The following is a 23,566-nucleotide window of genomic DNA, read 5'->3' on the forward strand; positions in this document are numbered from 1 at the left end:
TACAATGGTAGTAGGAGATTTCCCAATTGAAACAGATACGATAGTTGTCGGATCAGGTCCTGGAGGATATGTAGCTGCAATCCGTGCAGCACAACTTGGACAAAAAGTAACGATCATTGAAAAAGAAAATTTAGGTGGAGTATGCTTAAACGTTGGTTGTATCCCATCTAAAGCTTTGATCACAGCGGGTCACCGTTTTCACAATGCTCAACACTCTGATGACATGGGTATTGTTGCTGAAAACGTAAAAGTGAACTTTGATAAGGTTCAAGAGTGGAAAGCTGGCGTTGTTAAGAAATTAACTGGTGGTGTTGAAGGTCTCCTTAAAGGAAACAAAGCAGAAATCGTTCGCGGTGAAGCTTACCTTGTAGATGCTAATACACTTCGTGTGATGGACGATAACTCTGCTCAAACATACAAGTTCAAGAACTTGATTCTTGCAACAGGTTCACGCCCAATTGAAATCCCTAGCTTCAAGTTCTCTAAACGCGTACTTGATTCTACAGGTGCCCTTGCATTGGAAGAAATCCCAAGCAAGCTTGTTGTTATCGGTGGAGGGTACATCGGAACTGAGCTTGGTACTGCGTATGCAAATCTTGGATCTCAAGTAACAATCTTAGAAGGTGCTGACGATATTCTTAGCGGATTCGAAAAGCAAATGACAGCAATTGTGAAAAAAGATCTTAAGAAAAAAGGTGTAGAGGTCGTTACCAAGGCGATGGCTAAAGGCGTTGAAGAAAGTGACAGCGGCGTTGTCGTTAAATATGAAGTAAAAGGCGAAGAAAAATCTGTTGAAGCTGATTACGTTCTAGTAACGGTAGGCCGCCGCCCGAATACGGATGAAATCGGTCTTGAAGAAGTTGGAATCGAGATGACAGACCGCGGAGTTGTCAAAATTGATAAGCAATGCCGCACAAACATCCCGAACATTTTCGCGATCGGTGACATCGTAGATGGACCACCACTTGCTCACAAAGCTTCTTACGAAGGTAAGATTGCTGCTGAAGTCATCTCTGGTGAACCAGCAGAAATCGACTACCTTGGTATTCCAGCTGTGTGCTTCACAGATCCGGAATTAGCTACAGTAGGTTATTCTGAAGCTCAAGCGAAAGAAGAAGGCATCGAAGTAATCGCTGCTAAATTCCCATTCGCCGCTAATGGCCGTGCATTGGCACTGAATGCTACAGATGGTTTCATGAAGCTTGTAACTCGTAAAGAAGATGGTTTAATTATCGGAGCACAAATCGTTGGTGCAGGAGCATCAGACATGATTGCTGAACTTGGACTGGCTATTGAATCCGGTATGACAGCTGAAGATGTTGCAATGACTATTCATGCTCACCCAACACTAGGTGAGATTTCCATGGAAGCAGCAGAAGTTGCTATGGGTAGCCCGATTCACATCGTAAAATAATGTAAGTTAATCAAGGAGTATCCCGATTTGCCGGGATACTCCTTTTACTATTTAGTACTATTAAAAAAAGGGATTGAAGCGTTTTTTGCTTCAATCCCTTTTTTTATTCCCGAAATTTATTGATCCCAACTTTCGATTGCGCTTGAAACGGGTTTTATTATGTCTTCTTTAGTAATATCGCCTTCCACTTTACATATGACCTGATTGTTTTCTACCACAACGATTGCTGGAGAAGTCGGGGGAGAATCTGCTATTTTATTTGGTGCTTCGGTATTGAGGCTCACTACCTTTAAACGTTTAAGGCTATCAGGGTACTGTTTTTTCAGCTCAATGATTGCATCGTAGTAGGGTATTTCTTTAGAAACGTTTCGTTCATCGGTAAAAAAGATAACCTGTTTTTCTATAAACTGATCTTCTGCTAAAACAACTTTGTTGGAAGAAATATAATCACATGAAGTCAAAAGCAACATCGTGGAAATGATTAGTATTGCTAAAGCGAGTATATGTTTCATACATCATCCTCTTTTCTTAAACGATGCTATGAACTTTGAATTTGTAAATAAATGACTTTTGTACTGATCTTCAGTCACATTTTATCATATGAAAAATCATAAAAGGGTCAAGTCATTGAAATGTTACATAATTGAAAAGACATACATAATGAAAGTAATCATAAAAGAATATACTATATTAATACGATGATTGAAGGCTGCTCTACGCCTTTATTAAATAATCATAAGGTTTCAATCCAAGAATAGGGGTAAATAAAAAGAAGGAAGTTTAAAATAAATCATTCAAAGGATGTAATGAACATGAAATCGTATATTGCTTTTTTGGTTCAAATGATTTTATGGAGTGTTTTCTATATAGCTGAATGGATGTCTGATAAGGATCATTTAGAATATAAGTGGATCATGTTTGTTATATTTTTTTACTTGGCGTTTATTGCTGCGAAGAAAATCGTTCAGTCAAGGAAGCTGACCTTATTTATAACTTCATTCAGTTTAACGTGCTTTTTTGCCTTCAAAGTAGTATTTGAAAATTTAATGGAAATATTTTAATTCTTTCCCAGATTTACTAAAGAATATGTTAAAATATTCAAAGTGAATACGGAAAGGTGATAGACATGAAAAAGATTTTAGCATCTGGCTTAACTCTACTACTATTAACAGCATGCTCGAGTGAACCAACAACCATTAAAGAAGAAACCAAAAAGCCTGATCAGTCTGTAGTGGACAAAGAGAGCGATAAGACAAGTGATGGTGCCGCTTCACAAGAAAGCGATAATGAACAAGAAGAAAAAGCTGAGCCGTCAGAAGAGGCGGTTCAATCAAAGGACTATATGATCAATGAAAATAACTGGAGCATTAATCCTATAGGAGATGCGAATCCCAAAGTGGTTCTCCTTACGATCGATGATGCACCGGATCAACATGCTCTACAAATGGCAAATGATCTCAAAGCACTGAATGCTCCTGCTATCTTCTTTGTAAATGGTCATTTTCTTGATACACCAGAAGAAAAAGAGACTTTAAAAAAGATTCATGATATGGGATTTGCGATTGGTAATCACACATACAGTCACAGCAGTCTTAAAGAAATCTCTCCTGAAAAGCAAAAAGAAGAAATTGTGTCACTAAATGATCTTATTGAATCCATCATTGGAGAACGACCAAAATTCTTCAGGGCTCCATTTGGTCAGAATACTGACTATAGCCGACAAATTGCAGCAGAAGAAAAGATGTCACTAATGAACTGGACATACGGATATGATTGGGAAAAGCAATATCAGAACAAAGAAGCAATCACCGATATTATGGTTAACAGCCCTTACCTGAATGATGGGGCAAACCTGCTCATGCATGATCGCACATGGACGAGCGAGGGTTTATCTGATATTGTAAAGGGCCTGCGGGATAAGGGATATGAAACCTTGGATCCAAATAGAATAAAGACCGTTGAATAATGTAAAAAAAGCTGCGTGAAAGAAGCCTTTCTTTCACGCAGCTTTTTTATTTGTTCTTCCTCACACAAAGTTCAGTGTATAAACCTACATAAAAATCAGGCATGTTATTGAAAACACTTACATATAGTTTAATGTTTAATAGTATGATTGATTAAGAGAATAAAAAGTTAAATATGTTATACAAATTAGGCTTGATATTTTAAATGTGTTATATTATTATAGAAACAGATAAGATAAAGCGTTTACAAAAAAACATCGTGAAGGAGAGGAAAAAAGATGGGAACAATTGTATGTCAATCATGCCTTAACACTATCGATCACTACGAGGATGAGAAGGTTTCTGTTTTATTCTCTAACTGCTGTGATTGCAACGACGACAAAGAATTAGACGACTGAAACCTGCAAAGGGGTGCAGGGAGTGAAAATGTCTTAAAGGGGTTCTTATAAATAAAAGGATGAAGAAGGGTGGGGCCTTCTTCATCCTTTTTTGTTTATCTTATCGCTCTATGCTCTTTAATGACTCTCAAGTGACGTAAATCATAATCTTCAGGGCCTTGTACTGGCAGACCTGCTTCTATATTGGTTTTAATATAATTGATGTTTTCCTTGGTGATGATTTCACCAGGGATGAAAATCGGAATTCCTGGAGGATAGACCATAATGAATTCAGCGATTGTTCTTCCGACAGACGCATCAATTGGAATGACCTCGGTATCTGCGTAAAAAGCATCTCTGGGAGTAATGGAAAGAACAGGTATGTCAGGCAGCATAACCTTAACTGGTGTCATATCTCCATGTTTTTTAAGACTTTTCACCAGCTCTTTTAAAGCCATGACCAATTGATCCCCCTCCACATTAGTGTCACCAGGAGTGATGATGCAAAGGATGTTATAAAGGTCAGACATTTCAACCTCAATATTATGGGCTTCCCGTAGCCACTTCTCTGCATCGAATCCACTTATTCCTAAATCTTTCACAGACACAATCAACTTTGTTGGATCGTAGGCATAGGTGGCTTTCGTTCCAAGGATTTCTTCACCTACACAGTATAAACCGTCAATTTCGTTGATCTGCCTTCTGATTTCCTGTGACAGTTCAATCGTCCTGGTGATGAGCTCGCGACCTTCAGTGGCCAGCCGTTTTCTTGCAACATCGAGGGAAGCCAGTAATAAGTAGGAAGTCGAGGTAGTCGTCAACATACTTAAAATGGTTTGTACCCGTTTCGATGAAACAAGTCCTTCTTTCATATTAAGGACAGAGCTCTGAGTCATAGAACCGCCAAGTTTGTGTACGCTGGTAGCCGCCAAATCAGCACCTGCCTGCATTGCTGAAAGGGGGAGCTCGTCATGGAAATGTATATGAACGCCATGAGCTTCATCCACAAGTACTGGAACGTTATATGAGTGAGCGATTTCTACAATCTTTTTGAGATCTGCAGAAATCCCGAAATAAGTTGGATTGATGACCAGAACACCCTTGGCATCCGGATTTTGTTCCAATGCTTTTGCTACTGCATCTGTTGTGATTCCGTGAGAGATTCCCAGGTCTTCATCAATGTCCGGATGGATAAAGATCGGTGTGGCTCCTGAGAATACAATGGCAGACATAACGGATTTATGAACGTTCCTGGGAACGATGATTTTATCTCCGGGCCCACATACACTCATGACCATTGTCATGATGGCACCACTCGTTCCTTGAACAGAGAAGAAAGTATGATCGGCACCAAAAGCTTCGGCTGCAAGGTCCTGGGCTTTTTTTATCATTCCCTTAGGCTGATGTAAATCATCTAAAGGGCCGATGTTAATCAAATCAATGGAAAGGGCATTTTCTCCGATAAAATCCTTAAACTCAGGATCCATACCTGCACCTTTTTTATGACCGGGAATGTGAAATTGGACGGGATTTTTTTTACTATGTTCAATTAAGCCGGAAAATAACGGCGTTTCATTCTGAGACAATTCATTCAACACCTCTTTATATTCTTTATAGCATATTTAATAGCCATGCTAAAGTTATTATTATATAGGATTTTGCTCATGATTTCATAATTTTTCTTACTACATTTTCAACAAACAAATGAATTATAGCACTTAAGAAAATCTTTGCATAGTGGCACGTGCCCATCCATCGTTATTTTATTTTTACCGCCATTGATTATCTATTATTGTCTTTCAGTAACTCTTTTTTATTATGGTCCCATCAAGAAAAGGATTTTCCCTGCTTTATCGAGAATAGTTCAGTGAATGGAGGGATTCAATTGAATTGGAAAACGAGGGTAACAGAGTTATTAAACATTCAATATCCAATAATACAAGGTGGACTGGCACATCTTGCATATGCAGAACTGGCTGCGGCTGTGTCGAATGCGGGTGGTCTTGGTCAGATCACCGCCATGTCTTTAGCCAATCCTGATCAGTTACGAGAAGAAATCCTGAAGGTAAGGTCTTTAACGGATAAACCGTTCGGGGTGAACTTTGCCATCGGTCAACATGGACGCCCCTTTAGCGAGTTTGTTGACGTTGCCATTGAAGAGAAAGTTCCGGTCGTTTCCGTTACAGGAGGGAACCCGACTCCCCTGTTTCAACAACTCCAGGGAAAAGACATAGTTAAGCTTGTATTGGTCGCCTCGAAAAGACAGGCAATCAAAGCGGAAGAGCTCGGTGCGGATGCAGTGATGGTTGTTGGTCAAGAAGGAGGAGGTCACCTGGGGAAAGATGATATTGGTACATTCGTCCTGATTCCCGGAGTGGTGGATGCCGTTTCCATTCCGGTCATTGCTTCCGGAGGCGTAGGGGACGGAAGGGGATTGATGGCTGCTCTCAGCTTCGGTGCAGAGGGAGTTGAAATGGGCACGAGATTTATTGCTACAAAGGAATGTGTACATGCTTCTGAAGTTTATAAGCGTACCTTGATTGAAGGGGATGAGAATGGTACAGTAGTCATCAAACGATCTTTAGGGGCACCGGCAAGGGCCATTTCAAACTCGTGGACCAAACAGATACTGGATGCTGAAACATCGAACGCTGGCTATGAAGGATTAAAAGCATACATAAGCGGTGAAGCCAATAAACGTTACATTTACGATGGGGAAGTAGACTCAGGGTTTGCGTGGGCAGGACAAGTGATGGGATTGATCAATGACATCCCATCGGTTAAGGATCTCATTCAACGAATGATCTCACAAGCAGAGGGCATCCGGAAGAAATGGAATTAATACATCATCATTCAAGGAGTTGTTGTAAACAATGGAATATCAATATCCTTTTGATATAGACTGGTCAACAGAAGAAGTCATCGATGTTGTCGCCTTTTTCGAAGCAATCGAGAAAGCTTATGAAAAAGGTGTCTCCAGAGATGACCTTATGAATCGTTACAAGCGTTTTAAAGAAATCGTCCCTGGTAAAGCAGATGAAAAGAGAATTTGCAATGAATTTGAAGAATCCAGTGGCTATTCATCCTATCGTGTCGTAAAGAAGATGAAGGAGCTTCAGGACGCTGACAAAATTTCAATGAACTAAAACTAAAAGGACGACTGCCATTTTCGGCAGTCGTTCTTTCTGCATTTTTCCCAACCGTTATTTGGTTTAGTTCATTTTATAAAGGGGTAAAAGTGTTTCAAAGGCACTGTTAACTTCCTGGATAAATTCATCACCATTCAGCTTAACAGCTGTATCCCGGTCCAGATGAAGTCCGCAAAGAAGCTCAGCTTTTTTGACATTCTGTACTCTTTCACTTAAAGCGATGAATTCATCTTGTGACATGGAAGAAAAAGGGGAAGCGTCTGGCTTTGTATGATCTCCAGACCAAACAAAGTGACCAGGAATCAATGATCTTATCTTATCTGCATTTTCTTCAACTTTTTTACCGAATTCAACTTTATTTGGAGCTTCATAGATCATAGCGAACCAGACAAAAACATGGGTTTCCCATAACCCTATCTGAAAGTGTGGATGTTTTTTATAACCACGTTTGTTGTTCGCGAACGCAACCCAGGTATCATCAGGAGGGTTAACCGATCGACGTGCATGTTTAGCCACATGGTAAAACATCTCCGTTCCTGTTAATGCGCTTAAAGTGGGTGCGAAATGATCGCCTAAATAATCAAGTTTAGGTCTGATCTGTTCTTGAATGGCAGTCATTCGATCTTCTAACCCATTAATCGAGAAAACTTGGAAATCTTCTTGTTTGAAACCATTAAATTTCATGTTGTATCCTCCTTATAACCACCAATATCTTAACATAATGAGGTACAAGCTTGTAGTGAAGTGATTTATCTATGGGTGACTGCACATTTTAGTTACAAGATTGGATGATACTTCATAACATGTAGTAAATATTATCAGAACAATCAGATAAATTGAAAACTCGGAAGGGGTGTATGGCCATGAAACAAGTAATGAACACTTCTAAAAAACGTGATGTCCAACAGCAAAGAATGAATGTATTAAGACTTGAAATGGATTATGAACTAGCTGTATTGTTCGAAGCAATTCAAATGAAGAATAAAGAAACCCAGACCAAGTCCAAACAGAAACTCATGAGTATTCGGGAAGAACTAATGAAAATGAAGGCCTTATAAAGCTTTAATCCTTTCAGGTGGGTATAAAGTATACTGTCAAAAATTCGACTATTGGACGGCGAGCTCATAGGCATAGAGAGTTCGCTTTTTTGTGGTTAAAAATAACCCCGAATTTAAACAATCTAAACTTACGATGAACGATAAGGTAAATAACTTGAAACTGCCTCTAATTTCCATTAAGCTATTTAGCTATAGAAGAAGTTCATTGGGGCTCTTGTTTATAGAGGGAGTTTAAGTCGGATCTAATGAAAACGACCATATTAGTAATTAATAAGAAGATTTTGTTACGCAAATTGGAGGCTAATAATCAATGACAAATTGGACGGAATTAGATCAAAATGTAAGAACGTGGATACAGGAAGCCGGAGAAAGAATTCGTCAATCATTCAAGACAGAGTTGAATATAAAAACGAAGTCGAATCGAAATGATTTGGTAACCGATATGGATGAAGCAACAGAGCATTTCTTTACTGAAAATATCCGTAATACGTACCCGGATCATCAAATCCTCGGTGAAGAAGGGTATGGCGATGACTTTAAGGAGCTATCAGGTATCACGTGGATAATCGACCCGATCGATGGAACGATGAATTTTGTTCATCAACAACGAAATTTTGCCATTTCTATCGGCATCTATGATGGAGAAGAAGGTAAATTAGGATACATATATGATGTCGTCCATGATGAGCTGTATTTTGCAAATAAAGGAAACGGAGCTTATATGAATGATGTGAAGCTGCCGGAGCTTGAACCAGTACCGGTTCAGGATGCCATTGTAGCTTTAAATGCACTTTGGGTGACTGAGAATAAACGGATTGACCGAACAATCCTTGCACCACTCGTGAAAGATGTAAGGGGAACACGTTCCTACGGATCAGCTGCCATTGAATTGGCTTATGTCGCTTCAGGTAGATTGGATGCTTACTTAACAATGCGCCTGGCTCCATGGGATTTCGCAGCTGGGAAAATCATGATTGAAGAGGTTGGGGGAATTGTAACTGACCTGAATGGGGATCCTCTGAACCCGTTGAATAAAAGTTCGCTGTTTGTAGGAAAACCCGGGCTGCACCAAACCATCTTGACTGACTATCTAAAACGAAAGATATAAAGAAGGGAGACGGGCAATTTCATTGCTTCGTCTCCCCTTTTTAATCTACAATCGCCCTTCATCACGGTATTTCTTCTTTGTCTTGAAACCGAATCCCATCACAATAAATAGAAAAATGAAGCTTAAAATAGCAAGAAGGATGCTTTGTAAACTGATGGAAACTGCGATTCCCATAAGAGAAACAGCAGCTAATATAGAAAATAATACAAAAATCCATTTAATATTCCCCAAGATAAAACCTCCAAAAAATCATTTTCTTCATTAGATTAAAACCATGATTGCTCTTCCAATTAAATTTTACCTATCAATTCGCTAATGTGCAATGACTAGAGCATACAAATAAGCATAACGATGTGATTGAAGTTATTATGGAAACTTTTAGTGGGAAGAAAAGGCTTTATGAAATATTTATTAGGGCTTTTTTAAATGCTGTGATATAATGGTCTAGTTGAACTGAAATATATTATCTTTAATAGTATAAAGAAATCCAATATTCAGGAGTGGAAATATGAAATTAAGAAATGACCTTAGAAATATTGCTATTATTGCTCACGTTGACCACGGGAAAACGACATTAGTAGACGAGCTTTTAAAGCAATCTGGAATCTTCCGCGAAAATGAAACAGTTTCTGAACGCGCGATGGATTCAAATGATTTGGAAAGAGAACGCGGTATTACGATCTTAGCGAAAAATACAGCGATTCAATATAAAGATTCTCGTATCAACATTCTTGATACACCAGGACATGCTGACTTTGGTGGAGAAGTTGAACGTATCATGAAAATGGTAGATGGTGTTTTACTAGTGGTAGATGCGTATGAAGGCTGTATGCCTCAGACTCGCTTCGTTCTTAAGAAAGCACTTGAGCAAAACCTTACACCTATCGTAGTTGTAAATAAAATTGACAAGCCTTCAGCACGTCCGGAAGAAGTAATCGATGAAGTTCTGGAATTATTTATTGAACTGGATGCAAATGATGAACAGCTTGAATTCCCCGTTGTCTATGCTTCAGCTATCAACGGTACAGCAAGTATAGATCCAGATCCGGAAAAACAAGATGAAAACATGCAGTGTTTATATGACTCAATCATTGAGCACATTCCTGCACCAGTAGACAACTCTGAAGATCCACTACAATTCCAAGTTGCATTACTCGATTACAATGATTACGTTGGTCGAATCGGAATCGGACGTGTGTTCAGAGGGACAATGAAGGTTGGCCAACAGGTAGCATTAATGAAGCTTGACGGCTCTGTTAAACAATTCCGTGTTACAAAGATCTTCGGTTTCTTCGGATTAAAACGTGAAGAAATCCAAGAAGCAAAAGCGGGTGATTTAATCGCTGTTTCCGGAATGGAAGATATTAATGTTGGTGAAACGGTTTGTCCTGTTGAACATCAGGATCAACTTCCCGTTCTTCGTATTGACGAGCCTACACTTCAAATGACTTTCCTAGTGAACAACAGTCCATTTGCAGGTAGAGAAGGTAAATTTGTTACTTCAAGAAAAATCGAAGAACGTTTATTGGCTCAGCTTCAAACGGATGTAAGTTTACGTGTTGAACCAACAGATTCACCTGATGCATGGACGGTTTCAGGTCGTGGAGAGCTTCACCTTTCCATCCTGATTGAAAACATGCGTCGTGAAGGTTACGAATTACAGGTATCTAAACCACAGGTTATCATTAAAGAAGTCGATGGCGTGAAGAGTGAGCCTGTAGAACGTGTTCAAATTGATATTCCTGAAGAATATATGGGTGGAGTCATTGAATCACTTGGTCAACGTAAAGGCGAAATGCTGGATATGGTAAACAACGGTAATGGACAGGTCCGTTTAATGTTTATGGTTCCTGCACGTGGATTAATCGGTTATTCAACGGAGTTTATGACTCTTACTCGCGGATATGGAATCATTAACCACACATTCGACAGCTATCAGCCTCTGCAAAAAGGTCGCGTTGGCGGACGTCGTCAAGGTGTACTTGTTTCGATGGAAACAGGGAAAGCTTCTCAATACGGAATCATGCAAGTGGAAGATCGCGGTATTATCTTCGTTGAATCCGGTACAGAAATTTATGGTGGAATGATCGTTGGGGAACATACAAGAGAAAATGATATTACCGTTAATATCACAAAGCTTAAACAAGCCACAAACGTTCGTTCGGCTAACAAGGATCAAACTGTAACCATTAAAAAGGCAAGAATCATGACTTTAGAAGAATCTCTTGAATATCTAAACGATGATGAGTATTGTGAGGTAACTCCTGAATCGATCCGTCTTCGTAAGAAGATTCTTGATAAGAATGAACGTGAAAGAGCAGAAAAGAAGAGCAAGGTGTCTCAATAAACTAAGTGAGGGGGAGTAGGAAATGGATGTAACTGAGCGTTTGTCCTTTTTCGCATCCCTTTATCGTGTTGACCAGAACGCGGAAATGGGGATGTGGCTGCTTTATATAACCATAGTAGGGCTCTCAATCTTAGTGTATAAGCTCGGTTTTGCGAAGAAGCTGCCCGTAATGAAATCAATATTGATTTATTCTTTTCTTATTCTGGGATGCACCGTATTAACCTTTCTCGGTATCTTTTTACCAGTAGCAGAAGGGTTAGTCGTTGCAGCTCTTATCTTAGTAATATATAAGATTCGTCTAACGAACGAAAAGAAAAAAGGCACCTTTTAAGCTGAAAAAAGCTGCAGTCTCTTATGAATGAGACTGCAGCTTTTTTTGTTATGTGGATCAACCCCGTACAGAAGATAGAATATATAGCGGAGGTAAGGACAGAGCGTATAGAAGATGTCCTGCTGTCCATAAGATAATTGCCTCACCATACAGTAAACCGGGTACATCTTTAATTGCCAGGTGCGAAAGAGGGAAATACAGGAACACAGTCGGGATTGTTAGCACAAGGGAGAGGACCCAGGAGCCCTTACCAGAAACGTTCAGCCTTTCCATCAAGTACACGAACAAGACCCCGATCACACATGAAATAACCAAGTGGAACAAAAACTCGATCCATTCAGGAAAGTTTGTTTCACCGAACACAGGGATGAAATCCACATTCAATAACAAGACGTATACCTTGATGCCTGTCAAAATCTGCATCCATTTTAGAAATAATCCTAATAGGGTACCGGAAGCAAGGCCAATAATAGTTCCTGAACAGATTTGTTTAAAAGTCATCTTCTACTTGAGGGGAACGGTAAAATCTGAAGTTCCCACTCGACACACGTTCTTCCGTCTTTTCTTTAATACGATCATGACACTTTTCACACATATACGTATGAATGGGCCGGTTACGCAATTTCTTCGCTTGTAAGGAATAATCATCAATATTTTCTATCACTTCACATAGAGCACATTTTACTCTCATACATTACACCTCAATTTGTTCTAATCATAAGTCTAGTCTTTTTAGTATATCATGTAGTATAGTCAAACGCTTTATTTAACTTTCCTGTATGCTTTTAACAATAGAATTTGGTATAGTATAATCAAGGTGGATCACGAATGAAATGAAGCACTAACAGAGAAAAAATGAGTCTGCATAAGGGGGGATTGTATGGCTAACCAAGTGGAACCCAGCTTGATTCCTGCACTTTTTGAAGAACTTCAATCAGAAAAATTTGTTACACTCGCGACAATCGATCACCAAACGCATGGACCTAATGTGAGTGCGATCTCTTGGATTTATGCAAAGGATGAACACACATTGTTATTTGCTGTTGATCAACGGTCCAGGATTGTAGAAAATATTAAGAACAATCCACTTGCCGTTGTGAATTTAATTGCAAATGAATCAACCTATTCCATAAGCGGAAAAGCAGGGGTGCGAGAGGAAAAACTCGTAGGAGTGCCTTTAAAGCTGACGCTTGTTAAACTTGCTATTGATGAAGTAAGAGATGTCATGTTCTATGGATCGAAAATATCTTCAGAACCTGCCTATGAGAAGACATATGATAAGACGGCCGCAGACCGTTTGGACCGTCAAGTAATTGAAGCCATGAAAAAAGCTTAGTACCCTAAGCTTTTTCATGGCTTTTTCTCATCTTTTAATTGATCACAGCATTATTCAATCTTATCATACGTTTGATTTTCTTGTTTTTCCTTTAGTTGTTTCTCTTTCGTGTTGTTCATTTTCTTTTTTGGTTCATTCGGAGCATTTTCAGGGTCTGCTTGCTTTAACGATCGAGGGATTTCAGGCATAAGTCTGCCTGATATATCAGCCAATTCATTCATGATTCCCTGGACCGGCTCGCCCCGTTGAATGTCTTTGCTGATTTCGTTCAAACGTGCATAAAGGTCCGGGTCAGCGATGACAATGGCTTCTGCACCGTAAGGGTCTTTTTGAAGCGCTTCTGCTACAGAATATTTGATTGAACCGACTTGTGAACGCTCAATGTCGGAATCGATATCGATTCCAACAAATGCATATTTTCCAAAGACTACGGCTGTTGCGTCTTTTACATCTGGTACACTCGTCGTCAGGTCAACTAAATGCCGAGAAATTTGCTGTCCTGATTTTCGTTCAACATGCTGGATGTTGCTATCCTGAACAGTGATCGGTTTATTGTTGTTACTGTTTGAATCATTATCATACCCGACCTCATCCTTGTTGGCGCATGCACCAAGAATGATGGTTACCATAAGTAGAGAGATGAGCTTAAACATGTGAATACCTCCCGATTTAGAATCAATATCTTTTCTTATTGTGTAATTTTCTTCTATCTTTATACGTTTATTCATATATTTTAAGAAACGGGCCGTCCTATTTGAGTAGCTGGGAATAACCGGATCAACATTGGCTACATACAATAGTAATAAGAAATCAGGAGCAGGAGGCATCGATTTGAATAAAATTTATGTATTAGATACCAATGTCTTATTACAAGATCCACAAGCCATCTTTTCGTTTCAAGATAATGAGGTGGTTATACCTGCAGTCGTTTTAGAAGAAGTGGACTCCAAAAAGCGTTATATGGATGAAATCGGAAGAAACGCTAGACATGTATCGAAACTGATAGATAATTTACGGCAACAAGGAAAACTTCATGAAAAAATCCCTCTATATACGGGAGGATCACTAAGAATTGAACTAAATCACCGCTCATTTCAGCAACTTCAGGAAATTTTTTTAGAAAAAACAAATGATAACAGGATTATTGCCGTGGCTAAAAACTTATCTCTCGAAGAAGAAGAGAAAAAGGATGGAAAATCGGTCATACTAGTTAGTAAAGACACCCTCGTACGGGTAAAGGCTGATGCGTTGGGATTACAGGCAGAGGATTTCCTGAGTGACCGGGTCATAGAGGTAAACGATATTTACACAGGTTTTATTGAACTTTACACCGAGAGAGAGTTACTCGACAAATTTTATGATAAAGGGGAACTGACCCTTACTGATATAACGAAACAACGATTTTATTCTCATCAATTCCTCATAATGAAGGATGCTCTTGGAAGCTCTGCTTCTGCACTTGGAATGGTGGATGCATCCGGACTGAAAGTGAAGAAGCTGGTATATGATCAAGAGCATATGTGGGGAATCAAGGCCCGCAATGTTCAGCAAACAATGGCAACTGAACTGTTACTAAGAGATGATATTTCGTTGGTAACCATGATAGGAAAAGCCGGGACAGGAAAAACCCTGCTCGCACTGGCGGCAGGTCTTCTTCAGACAGAGGACTTCAATAAATTCAATAAATTGCTCGTTGCTCGTCCAATTGTCCCGGTAGGGAAGGATATAGGTTATCTCCCAGGGGAAAAACAAGAAAAGCTCAGACCTTGGATGCAGCCCATTTTCGATAACCTCGAATACCTATTCAATACGAAAAAACCTGGTGAGCTGGATGATATCCTCGCGGGTATGGGCTCAATTGAAGTGGAAGCTTTAACATATATAAGGGGTAGAAGTATTCCAGATCAATATATCATCATTGATGAAGCCCAGAACTTAACGAAACATGAAGTGAAAACGATCTTAACCAGGGTGGGAGAGCGAAGTAAAATCGTTTTGATGGGAGATCCAGCTCAGATTGATCATCCATACCTGGATGAATACAATAACGGCTTAACGTATGTGGTAGAAAAATTTAAAGATCAAAAACTGGCCGGACATGTTAAACTCATGAAAGGTGAAAGATCGGGTCTTGCTCAACTTGCTGCTGATCTTCTTTGATACTGCCGAAACACAATAGTAACGTATGAAAAAACCGGTTCAGAGGTTCCTGAACCGGTTTTTTTTTCGAAATTGCGCTTGTTGATGTACTTATTCTACTCGAAAGGCTCTAACATCGGTAATGGGGGTATCTCTATTTGATCCGTCTTTGTAGTAGATATGAACGGGGCCATTTTCCTTTAGTGGCTTTCCGGCTTTTGAGAACCCGATAAGCAATTGATCTGCTTGTGCAAGATCCATGCGATATTCATCCGTTTCTGTTTCAACCACAAGAGATGCAGCATTCTCAAGAGGTTCTGCATTTGTAAGGAAAGGGGCAAACGGAATAGCGAAAGACCCGTTTAAAATCTTTTCCTTTTCATATTTTTTCTCTGTCTTAAGTGTAGGGGGATAGGTTGCACCTTCCTGAATTTCCCGTGACCAATGCTTGGATACGGCTTTTGTATATTCTTCCAATTCGTCAATCGTCTCATTCTTTTCATCAAAATATGTAGTCAAATCCACTTTTCGATCATCGAATATCCAAACGCCGGAATCCAGAGTTATCGTGAATTTCACTTTACCTTTTATCGGTACTATGCTTTCCAATTGAGACTCCTCCTCTCGCTGATAGATTCAGTATATCTGTTATTTAAACGTTTGTCACACAAAGCTGAAAGCATTTTCAACGTTTTCAATTGGTGAAAGTAGGGAAACTAAAGGTAGGACTAAAGGAGCTGATACGATAGTGATTAGAACTCAGGAGTTGTTGGAAGAATTAGTGGGAAAAGCAAGACCTTTTGCAGCTGAAGGAAAAGTTGCAGATTATATACCTGCACTGAAGGACCAAAACCCAAGTGATTTGGCAATAAGTATATATACTTTGGAAAACCATTCTTGTTATGCAGGAGATCATTTAAAGAAGTTCACATTGCAAAGTATATCGAAAGTCATCACTCTTGCTCTTGTCTTAATGGACTACGGGGAGGAACATGTCTTCTCGAAGGTTGGCATGGAGCCTACTGGTGATCCTTTTAATTCCATAGCGAAACTCGAAACACATAAGCCCTCCAAACCCCTAAATCCGATGATCAACGCAGGTGCACTCGCAGTCACGAATATGATCAAAGGAAACACAGGAATGGAAAAGTGGGGACGATTAATAGAGTTCATCAATCATATGACCGGGGAAACCGTATCATATAATGAAGATGTGGCTTATTCAGAGCTTCAAACAGCTAATTTAAACAGGTCGCTTTGTTATTTTATGAAGCAGCACGGTGTGATTACCGGAAATGTCGAAGATTTACTCGTTCTCTATACAAAACAATGCGCGGTGGAGATGAGCTGTGTCGACCTTGCTAAGATGGGGGCAGTTTTTGCCAATGATGGCGTTGACCCTGAAAGCGGGCGCGAAATTATTACGAGAGATGTTGCGAGAATTTGTAAAACGTTCATGGTGACTTGCGGGATGTATAATACTTCTGGAGAATTTGCCATTAAGGTTGGTATTCCGGCGAAAAGTGGGGTGTCAGGTGGTATCATGGGTGCTGTTCCCGGGAAGTGTGGAATCGGGATCTTTGGTCCTGCACTTGATAACGTCGGGAATAGCAGTGCAGGACTAAAGCTACTTGAAATGCTCAGTGATGAATATTCCTGGAGTATATTTTAACGAAGGATCACGCCCATAAGGGTATGTTTTATTAGCGAGTTCCGGATAGGCATTTTGTATAAGAATTTTCATGAGGAACACTCCGATATAATAATTCGAATTTCTGTCATAGAATCCCGGGGAATACACTTATTTTTCTTGCAATTTCTCTGATTTAACGATAAAATTTTAAGACAGGAAAGCTATTTGTTCGGAATGGGGGGATCACTGTGGCGTCAGAAATGACAATTAATCATCGAGAAAAAGCCTATGAACTGCTAAAGGCCGACGCAGAAAAGATTTTACAACTTATTAAAGTACAAATGGATAATTTAACGATGCCCCAATGTCCTCTTTATGAGGAAGTATTGGATACCCAAATGTTCGGATTATCTCGTGAAATAGAATTTGCGGTCCGTTTAGGATTAGTAGATGATCAAGATGGAAAAGAGCTGATTGATTCTTTGGAAAGACAACTTTCTGCCCTTCATGAAGCATCTACAAAAAAGTAAAATAGTCATGACAACTCAAACAATACATGGATCTGTTGTTTGAGTTTTTTTGTTAAAGAATCTGACTGGTTGGGATTAATTTAAATGATATAAGAGAAAAAGGATTGAAATGTCATGATTAAAAAAATAGCAAAGTCCTATGATTATTCATTAATCGCTGTATATGTATTCCTTTGTCTTTTTGGTCTGGTAATGATTTATAGTGCGAGTATGGTCATGGCTGTAGAACGATTTGGTTGGGAAAGTGACCATTTCTATAAAAGACAGATGATCAATATTCTCATCGGTTTCTTTGCCTTTACGATAGCAGCATGGTTTCCTTACAAAGCATTCCAAGTGGGGAAAATAATCAAGGGACTCATGTTTATCGTTATCGGATTATTAATCGGGGTACATATTTTCGGTTATGAAGTAAACAACGCAAAAAGCTGGATTAATTTAGGTTTCATGCCCATTCAGCCATCGGAGTTCGCCAAGCTTGCAGTCATTATTTATCTTGGCTCTGTATACTCCAAGAAACAGGCATACATAGATGATTTTAATAAGGGCCTTGCCCCGCCATTACTATTTTTAGGTTTTATATGTTTTTTAGTCTTTTTAGAGCCTGACTTTGGTACGGCGGCTATCATTTTCGCCATCGGAGCAATCGTCATTTCCTGCTCAGGGATCAGTTTTAAAACCTTCTTCAAGCTGACAGGTTTGGGAGCAGGTCTGTTGATCGTACTCTCACCGGTCATATACCTGGCAAGGGGCTTTATTTTTACGAGAGAAAGACTTAGCAGGATTGAAGCGTATTTATCACCGTTTAAATATGCCCAAGGGGAAGGGTACCACTTGGTGAACTCATACCTTGCCATTGGCTCTGGAGGGGTAAAAGGGCTTGGATTAGGTCAAAGTGTTCAAAAACTGGGTTATCTCCCTGAACCACAAACGGATTTCATTATGGCTATCATTGCTGAAGAATTAGGTGTATTCGGTGTAAGCTTTGTCATACTCGGACTCTCTTATATCGTGCTTCGGGGCATATATACGGGAGTTAAATGCCAGGACCCGTTTGGAACGATGCTGGCCATCGGAATATCCAGTATGATTGGTATTCAAGCCTTCATTAATTTAGGAGGGGTATCCGGATTAATCCCGATTACAGGTGTGCCACTTCCATTTATCAGCTATGGAGGATCATCACTATTAGTGCTGTCTTTGTCGATGGGTGTCCTTGTGAATGTGTCGATGTTTGTAAAATATGAAGAAAAATATAAAATAAAGAAGGAAAATGGCTACCCTTCGGAGAATATGGATAATAGCAAAAAAATATATGGCGTAAAAATGTAGGTCACTTTGATAGAGTATCTAAAACTCTAAGTCTAGGGTCTGCCCCCTAAGATACTTCTTGATTATCTTTCGGGTCAGCCCTTTTTTCATAGACTGCTTTACAGAGATTTTCAATCATGAATAGCCTAAAGGAGAGAGTGTATTGAAGAAAATCAAAAAAGTATTAGTAGCAAATCGCGGTGAAATTGCCATCCGTGTGTTTCGTGCATGTACGGAGCTTAATATTAGAACCGTCGCCATTTACAGTAAGGAAGATTCGGGAGCATATCATCGATATAAAGCAGATGAGGCCTACCTGACAGGAGAAGGAAAGAAACCAATTGATGCTTATTTAGATATAGAGGGGATCATTCGGATCGCAAAGAACGCCGATGTCGATGCCATCCATCCCGGTTACGGTTTTTTGTCCGAAAATATTCATTTTGCCAGACGTTGTGAAGAAGAGGGGATTACCTTCATAGGTCCTCATTCAGAGCACTTAAATATGTTCGGTGACAAAGTAAAGGCGCGTCATCAGGCACAATTAGCCAATATTCCGGTTATTCCGGGAACAGATGGACCTGTAGAAACGCTAGAAGAAGTCATTAGCTTCGGGAAGGACCATGGATTCCCGATCATCATCAAAGCTTCATTAGGTGGCGGAGGACGTGGAATGCGTATCGTCCGTAACCTGGAAAGCTTAAAGGAAGCATACGAGCGCGCTAAATCTGAAGCGAAGGCAGCATTTGGTAATGATGAAATATATGTTGAGAAATTTGTTGAGAATCCTAAACATATAGAAGTTCAAATTCTTGGGGACGAAGACGGCAACATTATTCACTTATATGAACGCGATTGTTCCATCCAGAGACGTCACCAGAAAGTAGTTGAAATAGCACCATCCGTATCCTTGAGTGATCAGTTGAGAGAGGATATTTGTGATGCAGCCGTCCGGTTGATGGATAATGTAAAGTATGTGAATGCAGGTACGGTTGAGTTCCTGGTTGCAAATGAGCAGTTCTATTTCATCGAGGTAAATCCTCGTGTTCAGGTAGAGCATACGATTACGGAAATGGTTACCGGAGTGGATATTGTCCAATCGCAATTAATGATTGCCGAAGGTCATGCACTACATAGCAGTAAGCTTGGCATACCTGTTCAAGAAGAAATCCGGACAAATGGGTTTGCCATTCAGTCCCGTGTGACAACAGAAGATCCATTGAACAACTTTATGCCTGACACAGGGAAGATCATGGCTTACCGTTCAGGCGGGGGATTCGGGGTTCGATTGGATGCAGGTAACGGGTTCCAGGGGGCCGTCATTACACCATACTATGATTCCCTTCTTGTAAAACTGTCCACCTGGGCTTTGACATTTGAACAAGCTGCATCCAAAATGGTCAGAAATCTTCAAGAATTTAGAATACGTGGAATCAAGACGAATATTCCTTTCCTTGAAAATGTCGTTAAGCATGAAAACTTTATAACGGGTAAGTATGATACATCCTTTATTGATACAACCCCTGAACTGTTTATTTTTCCGAAACGAAAAGACCGTGGTACGAAGATGCTTTCTTATATCGGAAATGTAACCGTGAATGGTTTTCCTGGAATCGAGAAGAAGAAAAAGCCTGTATTCTCTAAGCCTAGGATTCCTGCTATTGACTTGAAACAAGACTTTAAGCCTGGGACAAAGCAAATTTTAGATCAACATGGTGCTGAAGGTTTGGTTAATTGGGTCAAGGAACAAAATTCAGTGCTCCTGACTGATACAACTTTCCGGGATGCGCACCAATCATTATTGGCTACGCGTGTCAGAACAAACGACCTGAAGCAAATTGCACATCCGACATCTCACCTGCTTCCTGATATGTTCTCCTATGAAATGTGGGGAGGGGCAACGTTTGATGTAGCCTATCGTTTTCTAAAGGAAGATCCCTGGAATCGATTATTAACTATGAGAGAGGACATTCCCAATGTTCTATTCCAAATGCTGCTGAGGGCATCAAATGCCGTTGGATATAAGAACTATCCTGATAATGTCATAAAAGAATTTGTTGAGAAATCAGCATTCGCAGGTATTGACGTCTTCCGGATATTTGACAGTTTAAACTGGGTCAAGGGTATGGAAGTAGCCATTGATGCGGTAAGACAAAGCGGGAAAATCGCCGAGGCAGCCATTTGTTATACAGGTGACATTGAAGATTCTACCCGGACCAAATATAGTATTGATTACTATAAGAATCTGGCAAAAGAGTTAGAAGCAAGCGGGGCGCATATATTAGCGATTAAAGACATGGCGGGGCTCTTAAAACCACAGGCAGCCTACCGACTTATTTCAGAACTGAAAGATACGGTAAGTCTGCCTATCCACCTACACACCCATGATACAAGTGGAAACGGTATTTACACATACGCAAGAGCCGTTGAAGCAGGTGTGGATATTGTCGACACAGCCCTTAGCACGATGTCTGGATTAACATCTCAACCAAGTGCCAATACACTTTACTACGCATTGAAAGGAACTGAAAGGGAACCTAATGTAGATATTAACTCATTGGAGACTCTTTCCCACTATTGGGAAGACGTTCGAAAATATTATACAGACTTTGAAAGTGGGATGATGTCTCCTCATTCAGAGGTTTACAAGCACGAAATGCCCGGGGGACAATATAGTAATCTTCAGCAGCAGGCAAAAGCTGTAGGACTCGGGCATCGATGGGAAGAAGTCAAAGAAATGTATGCAAGGGTCAACCACCTCTTTGGGGATATCGTAAAGGTTACTCCTTCATCAAAAGTTGTCGGGGATATGGCGTTGTTCATGGTGCAGAATGATTTGTCGGAGAAAGATGTAATCGAAAAAGGGGAAAAGATTGACTTCCCTGATTCAGTGGTGGAATTATTCGAAGGGTATTTGGGTCAGCCTCATGGAGGATTCCCGAAAGACTTACAAAGCGTGATTCTGAAAGGGCGCACTCCATTAACCGTTCGACCTGGGGAGCTCCTTGATGATGTGGACTTCACAGCACTCAAAGAAAAACTCTTCGAAGAACTGCAACGCCCTGTCACTAGTTTCGATGCTCTTGGATATGCTCTATATCCTAAAGTGTTTATGGAATACGCACATACAATGGATCAATTTGGTGATATTTCCACTCTCGATACGCCTACTTTCTTATTCGGAATGAGACTTGGTGAAGAGATTGAGGTTGAAATTGAAACCGGGAAAACACTTATTGTCAAGCTGGTTTCCATTGGCCAGGCTCAGGCAGATGGTACACGGATCGTCTACTTTGAACTGAATGGTCAGCCGCGTGAAATTGTGATAAAAGATGAAAGCATTAAATCGACAGTGGCAGCCAAGATGAAGGCTGACGCAAAAAATGAGACTCATATTGGTGCTTCCATGCCTGGAACCGTGATTAAGGTAATTGCTGAAAAAGGAGAGGCGGTAGAAAAAGGGGATCACTTAATGATCACCGAAGCCATGAAAATGGAAACGACCGTTCAAGCTCCGTTTGCAGGGGTAGTGAAAGATATCTATGTGCAAAATGGTGATGCCATTAGCCCTGGTGACCTATTAATAGAAGTTCAAAAAGCATAAACAAAAAAGGATTCCGGTTATGACCGGAATCCTTTTTTTGTTATGCCTTCAGCTTACTTCTTGAGATGAGCAGGATAAAGTAACAGAGTAGTCCAAATAGACAAGAGATGATCAAAGCGTGCAATAAAGCTATACCTAAGTTTAATCTTGTGAACACAACGAGTGCTCCGGACATGACTTGAAGGGATACCAGCGTAAATGCGATGATCCATCCCCAATAAATAACCTTTTGGTGCTTATGCTCTTTGATCGCAATATATGTGATATAAGCAATCCATAAGAAAATGAGTCCTGCTGCTGTCCGATGACCCATTTGAATCCACTCATACAGATTGGATGGGAGACCCGGAGAAGAGTTAACACATAAAGGCCAATCTTTACACACCAAGCTCGAATCCGTGTGTCTGACTAAAGCACCGGTATAAACAACAATATAGCTATATAAAGTGACTCCTATTGTATGGAATCTCATTCGTTTATTAATGACCAATGAGTTGGCATCAAATTTCTGATCGACTTCAAAAATCAGAAGTGTTAACAATAGAATTGAAGCAAATGATATAAGGGAAATCCCGAAATGCAGTGCAAGTACGAAGTCTGATTGACCCCAGAGTACAGCGGCAGCTCCGATTAGACCTTGTAACACTAAGAAAAAGAAAGAGAGTGCAGCAAGGAATTTTGTTTCACGCTTATAACCAATCGCTCTCCATGACCATATCGATAATGCCAATACTAATAATCCTACACCACCGGAGACAACCCGGTGTGCCAATTCTATGACAAGCTCGAATGTTATATCGCTTGGAATCAATTGTCCGTTACATAATGGCCAAGATCGTCCGCAGCCCATACCAGATTCGGTCTTTGTAACGAGGGCTCCTCCCAATAGAACAAATAACATACCAAGGGTGGTGAGAACGGCAAGCCACTTTAATCCTTTGTGGACACCTTTATTATGCAATCTATTCACCTTCTTAATTAATAGACTCTACACACTTTCTAATTTATAAATATAGTAGAAAAATATATATGCCCCTACGATAATACATAAAAGGTCAGTAAAACTCAACCGATAAAATGTTACAGAATTATGAGCATGATAATTATTTATATGAAGAGAATAACTATTAGTAGATAATGACTAATTTGCAGAAAAACAAAATCTGTAAGCGCTTAGCTTTGTTTTATGGTATGATGGGTTTAAAATGTTTGTAGAAATATGAAGAAACGTCTGCGTTTTTCTTTCTTCACAATTTCTTCACAAT

At 39.9% G+C, this 23,566-nt stretch carries 24 protein-coding genes; 15 read left to right on the forward strand and 9 right to left on the reverse strand.

Annotated elements, in window-relative coordinates; translation table 11 throughout:
* Positions 1 to 4 precede the first annotated feature (4 nt).
* Positions 5 to 1,414 (forward strand): dihydrolipoyl dehydrogenase, encoded by a 1,410-nt coding sequence (lpdA, locus tag RSX31_RS02205; protein WP_148968600.1) that lies wholly within the window; start codon positions 5 to 7, stop codon positions 1,412 to 1,414.
* 116 nt (positions 1,415 to 1,530) lie between these two features.
* Here lpdA and RSX31_RS02210 read toward each other — a convergent pair whose 3' ends face one another.
* Positions 1,531 to 1,926: a hypothetical protein gene (locus tag RSX31_RS02210; RefSeq protein WP_148993505.1), complete on the reverse strand. Its 396-nt coding sequence runs from the start codon at positions 1,924 to 1,926 to the stop codon at positions 1,531 to 1,533.
* A gap of 614 nt (positions 1,927 to 2,540) precedes the next feature.
* Between RSX31_RS02210 and RSX31_RS02215 the strand changes: the two genes are divergently transcribed.
* Both RSX31_RS02215 and RSX31_RS02220 read left to right on the forward strand, forming a co-directional pair.
* Positions 2,541 to 3,380 carry a polysaccharide deacetylase family protein gene (locus RSX31_RS02215; RefSeq protein ID WP_148993507.1) on the forward strand — a complete coding sequence of 280 codons (840 nt, stop codon included), beginning with the start codon at positions 2,541 to 2,543 and terminating at the stop codon, positions 3,378 to 3,380.
* 276 nt (positions 3,381 to 3,656) lie between these two features.
* The gene (locus RSX31_RS02220; RefSeq protein WP_148968604.1) at positions 3,657 to 3,776 is read left to right on the forward strand and encodes a GapA-binding peptide SR1P; all 120 of its coding nucleotides are present in this window, start codon (positions 3,657 to 3,659) and stop codon (positions 3,774 to 3,776) included.
* Positions 3,777 to 3,871: 95 nt separating this feature from the next.
* Here RSX31_RS02220 and RSX31_RS02225 read toward each other — a convergent pair whose 3' ends face one another.
* Positions 3,872 to 5,341: an aminotransferase class I/II-fold pyridoxal phosphate-dependent enzyme gene (locus tag RSX31_RS02225; protein WP_315633088.1), complete on the reverse strand. Its 1,470-nt coding sequence runs from the start codon at positions 5,339 to 5,341 to the stop codon at positions 3,872 to 3,874.
* A gap of 299 nt (positions 5,342 to 5,640) precedes the next feature.
* On the opposite strand from RSX31_RS02225, the gene RSX31_RS02230 reads away from it, so the two are divergent.
* Together RSX31_RS02230 and RSX31_RS02235 are read left to right on the forward strand one after the other, a co-directional pair.
* The gene (locus tag RSX31_RS02230; RefSeq protein WP_148968606.1) at positions 5,641 to 6,597 is read left to right on the forward strand and encodes an NAD(P)H-dependent flavin oxidoreductase; all 957 of its coding nucleotides are present in this window, start codon (positions 5,641 to 5,643) and stop codon (positions 6,595 to 6,597) included.
* A 31-nt stretch (positions 6,598 to 6,628) separates the two neighbouring features.
* Positions 6,629 to 6,901: a UPF0223 family protein gene (locus tag RSX31_RS02235; RefSeq protein ID WP_148968607.1), complete on the forward strand. Its 273-nt coding sequence runs from the start codon at positions 6,629 to 6,631 to the stop codon at positions 6,899 to 6,901.
* Positions 6,902 to 6,967: 66 nt separating this feature from the next.
* On the opposite strand, the gene RSX31_RS02240 is transcribed toward RSX31_RS02235, so the two are convergent.
* Positions 6,968 to 7,588 (reverse strand): YktB family protein, encoded by a 621-nt coding sequence (locus tag RSX31_RS02240; RefSeq protein WP_148968608.1) that lies wholly within the window; start codon positions 7,586 to 7,588, stop codon positions 6,968 to 6,970.
* Positions 7,589 to 7,767: 179 nt separating this feature from the next.
* On the opposite strand from RSX31_RS02240, the gene RSX31_RS02245 reads away from it, so the two are divergent.
* Positions 7,768 to 7,962 (forward strand): hypothetical protein, encoded by a 195-nt coding sequence (locus tag RSX31_RS02245; RefSeq protein WP_113968360.1) that lies wholly within the window; start codon positions 7,768 to 7,770, stop codon positions 7,960 to 7,962.
* Positions 7,963 to 8,272: 310 nt separating this feature from the next.
* The gene (locus RSX31_RS02250) at positions 8,273 to 9,070 is read left to right on the forward strand and encodes an inositol monophosphatase family protein (RefSeq protein ID WP_148993510.1); all 798 of its coding nucleotides are present in this window, start codon (positions 8,273 to 8,275) and stop codon (positions 9,068 to 9,070) included.
* A 45-nt stretch (positions 9,071 to 9,115) separates the two neighbouring features.
* On the opposite strand, the gene RSX31_RS02255 is transcribed toward RSX31_RS02250, so the two are convergent.
* On the reverse strand, positions 9,116 to 9,301 hold the full coding sequence (locus RSX31_RS02255) for a YlaF family protein (RefSeq protein ID WP_148993511.1): 186 nt from the start codon (positions 9,299 to 9,301) through the stop codon (positions 9,116 to 9,118).
* Positions 9,302 to 9,578: 277 nt separating this feature from the next.
* Between RSX31_RS02255 and typA the strand changes: the two genes are divergently transcribed.
* On the forward strand, positions 9,579 to 11,417 hold the full coding sequence (typA, locus tag RSX31_RS02260; RefSeq protein WP_148968611.1) for a translational GTPase TypA: 1,839 nt from the start codon (positions 9,579 to 9,581) through the stop codon (positions 11,415 to 11,417).
* Between the two features lie 22 nt (positions 11,418 to 11,439).
* Positions 11,440 to 11,748, forward strand: a complete 309-nt coding sequence (locus RSX31_RS02265; RefSeq protein WP_113968356.1) for a YlaH-like family protein — start codon at positions 11,440 to 11,442, stop codon at positions 11,746 to 11,748.
* A 57-nt stretch (positions 11,749 to 11,805) separates the two neighbouring features.
* Here the strand turns inward: RSX31_RS02265 and RSX31_RS02270 are convergent, their stop codons facing one another.
* Both RSX31_RS02270 and RSX31_RS02275 read right to left on the reverse strand, forming a co-directional pair.
* Positions 11,806 to 12,171, reverse strand: coding sequence for a hypothetical protein (locus RSX31_RS02270; RefSeq protein WP_315633520.1), 366 nt, complete (start codon positions 12,169 to 12,171; stop codon positions 11,806 to 11,808).
* A 67-nt stretch (positions 12,172 to 12,238) separates the two neighbouring features.
* Positions 12,239 to 12,439 (reverse strand): YlaI family protein, encoded by a 201-nt coding sequence (locus RSX31_RS02275; protein ID WP_148968613.1) that lies wholly within the window; start codon positions 12,437 to 12,439, stop codon positions 12,239 to 12,241.
* 189 nt (positions 12,440 to 12,628) lie between these two features.
* Here RSX31_RS02275 and RSX31_RS02280 point away from each other — a divergent pair, with 189 nt between their 5' ends.
* On the forward strand, positions 12,629 to 13,084 hold the full coding sequence (locus tag RSX31_RS02280) for a pyridoxamine 5'-phosphate oxidase family protein (RefSeq protein WP_148968614.1): 456 nt from the start codon (positions 12,629 to 12,631) through the stop codon (positions 13,082 to 13,084).
* A 50-nt stretch (positions 13,085 to 13,134) separates the two neighbouring features.
* Here the strand turns inward: RSX31_RS02280 and RSX31_RS02285 are convergent, their stop codons facing one another.
* Complete coding sequence (locus RSX31_RS02285; protein ID WP_348774867.1) at positions 13,135 to 13,737, reverse strand: YhcN/YlaJ family sporulation lipoprotein; 603 nt, start codon at positions 13,735 to 13,737, stop codon at positions 13,135 to 13,137.
* A gap of 178 nt (positions 13,738 to 13,915) precedes the next feature.
* On the opposite strand from RSX31_RS02285, the gene RSX31_RS02290 reads away from it, so the two are divergent.
* Positions 13,916 to 15,244 (forward strand): PhoH family protein, encoded by a 1,329-nt coding sequence (locus RSX31_RS02290; RefSeq protein ID WP_148968616.1) that lies wholly within the window; start codon positions 13,916 to 13,918, stop codon positions 15,242 to 15,244.
* A gap of 90 nt (positions 15,245 to 15,334) precedes the next feature.
* Here RSX31_RS02290 and RSX31_RS02295 read toward each other — a convergent pair whose 3' ends face one another.
* Positions 15,335 to 15,832 carry a peptidyl-prolyl cis-trans isomerase gene (locus tag RSX31_RS02295; RefSeq protein ID WP_148993515.1) on the reverse strand — a complete coding sequence of 166 codons (498 nt, stop codon included), beginning with the start codon at positions 15,830 to 15,832 and terminating at the stop codon, positions 15,335 to 15,337.
* A gap of 136 nt (positions 15,833 to 15,968) precedes the next feature.
* Between RSX31_RS02295 and glsA the strand changes: the two genes are divergently transcribed.
* From glsA to pyc, 4 genes are all read left to right on the forward strand, one after another.
* A complete protein-coding gene (gene glsA / locus RSX31_RS02300) occupies positions 15,969 to 16,895 on the forward strand; it encodes a glutaminase A (protein ID WP_397541004.1) in 927 nt (308 codons plus the stop codon).
* A 209-nt stretch (positions 16,896 to 17,104) separates the two neighbouring features.
* Positions 17,105 to 17,386, forward strand: coding sequence for a YlaN family protein (locus tag RSX31_RS02305; RefSeq protein ID WP_113968349.1), 282 nt, complete (start codon positions 17,105 to 17,107; stop codon positions 17,384 to 17,386).
* A 114-nt stretch (positions 17,387 to 17,500) separates the two neighbouring features.
* Positions 17,501 to 18,718 (forward strand): FtsW/RodA/SpoVE family cell cycle protein, encoded by a 1,218-nt coding sequence (locus RSX31_RS02310; RefSeq protein ID WP_148993516.1) that lies wholly within the window; start codon positions 17,501 to 17,503, stop codon positions 18,716 to 18,718.
* A 142-nt stretch (positions 18,719 to 18,860) separates the two neighbouring features.
* Positions 18,861 to 22,301: a pyruvate carboxylase gene (pyc, locus tag RSX31_RS02315; RefSeq protein WP_148993517.1), complete on the forward strand. Its 3,441-nt coding sequence runs from the start codon at positions 18,861 to 18,863 to the stop codon at positions 22,299 to 22,301.
* A 40-nt stretch (positions 22,302 to 22,341) separates the two neighbouring features.
* Here the strand turns inward: pyc and RSX31_RS02320 are convergent, their stop codons facing one another.
* The gene (locus tag RSX31_RS02320; RefSeq protein WP_262371621.1) at positions 22,342 to 23,262 is read right to left on the reverse strand and encodes a COX15/CtaA family protein; all 921 of its coding nucleotides are present in this window, start codon (positions 23,260 to 23,262) and stop codon (positions 22,342 to 22,344) included.
* Between the last annotated feature and the right edge of the window lie 304 nt (positions 23,263 to 23,566).

This window comes from Rossellomorea yichunensis (assembly GCF_032337515.1).
Taxonomy (GTDB): domain Bacteria; phylum Bacillota; class Bacilli; order Bacillales; family Bacillaceae_B; genus Rossellomorea; species Rossellomorea yichunensis.